A 3,193-nucleotide genomic window follows, 5' to 3' on the forward strand; every position below is an offset into this window, starting at 1 on the left:
GAATAAATGAGGCGGCGACCTACTCTCCCGGGTGTAACCCCAGTACCATCGGCGCTGCAGGGCTTAACTTCTCTGTTCGGGATGGGAAGAGGTGGGACCCCTGCGCTAGGCCGCCTAAATTGTAAGTATACAGTGCGTAGTGATCAGTGATCAGCTACCATAGCCGTATCTAATATCTTAAGTTCTTCGGTCCTCGGTCTCCCGTCTTCCGACTTTACTAACATGTCTTTGCAGAAACTGTAACAAACGTAGGGTAAGCTTTTGGGCAATTAGTACTACTCGGCTATGACATTACTGCCTTTACACCTGTAGCCTATCAACGTCATCGTCTCTGACGGCCCTATTTGGAAGTCTCATCTTGAGGGGAGTTTCGCACTTAGATGCTTTCAGCGCTTATCTCTTCCCGACGTAGCTACCCGGCAATGCAATTGGCATCACAACCGGTACACCAGCGGTCAGTCCAACCCGGTCCTCTCGTACTAAGGTCAGGTCCTCGCAAACTTCCCACGCCCGCAACAGATAGGGACCGAACTGTCTCACGACGTTCTGAACCCAGCTCGCGTGCCACTTTAATGGGCGAACAGCCCAACCCTTGGGACCTTCTTCAGCCCCAGGATGTGACGAGCCGACATCGAGGTGCCAAACCTCCCCGTCGATATGAGCTCTTGGGGGAGATCAGCCTGTTATCCCCAGCGTACCTTTTATCCTTTGAGCGACGGCTCTTCCATTCAAAACCGCCGGATCACTATACCCGTGTTTCCACCCTGCTCGGCTTGTCGGCCTTACAGTCAAGCTCCCTTATGCTATTGCACTCCTCGTACGGTTACCAAGCGTACTGAGGGAACCTTTGGAAGCCTCCGTTATCCTTTTGGAGGCGACCACCCCAGTCAAACTACCCACCAAGCAATGTCCCCGAAAATCGGGTTAGATACCAAACAAACAAAGGGTGGTATTTCAACAGTGACTCCACGAATCCTGGCGAACCCGCTTCAATGTCTCCCACCTATCCTACACATCATTTGTCCAGTACCAATACTAAGTTGCAGTAAAGGTGCATGGGGTCTTTCCGTCCCGTTGCGGGTACGCGGCATCTTCACCGCGACTACAATTTCACCGAGCTCATGGCTGAGACAGTGCCCAGATCGTTACACCATTCGTGCAGGTCGGAACTTACCCGACAAGGAATTTCGCTACCTTAGGACCGTTATAGTTACGGCCGCCGTTTACTGGGGCTTCGATTCAATGCGTCTCTTACGATAACATCCCCTCTTAACCTTCCAGCACCGGGCAGGTGTCAGGCCTTATACTTAGTCTTGAAACTTTGCAAAGCCATGTGTTTTTGTTAAACAGTCGCCTGGGCCTCTTCACTGCGGCCTCTATTGCTAGAGGCGCCCCTTCTCCCGAAGTTACAGGGCTATTTTGCCGAGTTCCTTAGCCATGATTCACTCGAGCACCTTAGGATACTCTCCTCGACCACCTGTGTCGGTTTGCGGTACGGGTAATTATACGCTTAGCGCTAGAAGTTTTTCTTGGAAGCCCTTAGGATCACTATCTGATTGTCCGTAAACGCTCAGTACTATCAGCTTCGGCTAAACCCACGCATTTAACTATGGGTCCAATACCTACTACCTTTAACGCGGTATTCCGTCACCGCGCGGATCTTTCATCACTCCGTCACTCCATCACCTGTATAATTAGTATGGGAATATTAACCCATTGTCCATCCACTACCCCTCTCGGGTTCGCGTTAGGTCCCGACTAACCCTGATCCGATTAGCGTTGATCAGGAAACCTGGGTCTTACGGTGTGCGGGTTTCTCGCCCGCATTATCGTTACTTATGCCTACATTTGCTTTTCCAAAAGCTCCAACCAGGCTGACGCCTGACCTTCACTGCCGTTGGAATGCTCCCCTACCACTGCCCCTGATAAATCAGGGTACAATCCTTCGCTTCGGTACTATGTTTGATGCCCGATTATTATCGACGCCCTGTCGCTCGACCAGTGAGCTGTTACGCACTCTTTAAAGGAATAGCTGCTTCCAAGCTAACCTCCTGGCTGTCTCTGCAACTGGACCACCTTTGTTCAACTTAACATAGATTTGGGGACCTTAGCGGAAGGTCTGGGTTCTTTCCCTCTCGGACTTGGACCTTAGCACCCAAGCCCTCACTGCCGGTTCTATATGATGGCATTCGGAGTTCGTCAGGATTTGGTAGGATTTGACTCCCCCTAGTCCTATCGGTAGCTCTACCTCCATCATACAATTCCCGACGCTGTTCCTAAAAACATTTCGGGGAGTACGAGCTATTTCCCAGTTTGATTAGCCTTTCACCCCTACCCACAGCTCATCCGGAAACTTTTCAACGTTTATCGGTTCGGTCCTCCATTGTGTGTTACCACAACTTCAACCTGGCCATGGGTAGATCACTAGGTTTCGCGTCTACCCCCACCGACTCAAGCGCCCTTTCAGACTCGCTTTCGCTCCGGGTACGGTACTGAATACCTTACCCTTGCCGATGAGGAGTAACTCGTAGGCTCATTATGCAAAAGGCACGCCGTCACTACACAAAGTAGCTCCGACCGCTTGTAAGCGCACGGTTTCAGGTTCTATTTCACCCCGTTATTCACGGTACTTTTCACCTTTCCCTCACGGTACTAGTTCACTATCGGTCTCTCAGGAGTATTTAGCCTTACCGGATGGTGCCGGCAGTTTCAATCGGGATTTCTCCGGTCCCGACCTACTCAGGATACCCGTCTCGCAATCAATCCTTCCAATACGGGACTCTCACCCCCTATGGTCAGCTTTCCCACGCTGTTCTCGTCGGATTGATCTTGATTATACAGGTCCTACAACCCCGGTTATGCCGTAACATAACCGGTTTGGGCTCTTCCGCTTTCGCTCGCCACTACTTACGGAATCATTATTATTTTCTCCTCCTATGGGTACTTAGATGTTTCAGTTCCCCACGTTCGCTTTCCTTACGGAATAGTCTTAAAGACTGGGTTGCCCCATTCGGATATCTACGGATCAAACCCTATTGGCAGGTCCCCGTAGCTTTTCGCAGCTTATCACGTCCTTCTTCGCCTCTGAGAGCCTAGGCATCCCCCGTGCGCCCTTATTCACTTACTCTTCTACTGCGTGCTATCGCTAGCACGTCTGTTACAATTTCTGCTCAACATGTCAATGAACTTTACT

General features: G+C 50.8%; 2 rRNA genes. Both read right to left on the reverse strand.

Annotated elements, in window-relative coordinates:
* Window positions 1-6: 6 nt before the first annotated feature.
* A 5S ribosomal RNA gene (gene rrf, locus QOL76_RS21120) occupies window positions 7-118 on the reverse strand.
* A 131-nt stretch (window positions 119-249) separates the two neighbouring features.
* A 23S ribosomal RNA gene (locus tag QOL76_RS21125) occupies window positions 250-3,127 on the reverse strand.
* Window positions 3,128-3,193 lie beyond the last annotated feature (66 nt).

The organism is Algoriphagus winogradskyi (assembly GCF_900182815.1).
GTDB lineage: Bacteria > Bacteroidota > Bacteroidia > Cytophagales > Cyclobacteriaceae > Algoriphagus > Algoriphagus winogradskyi.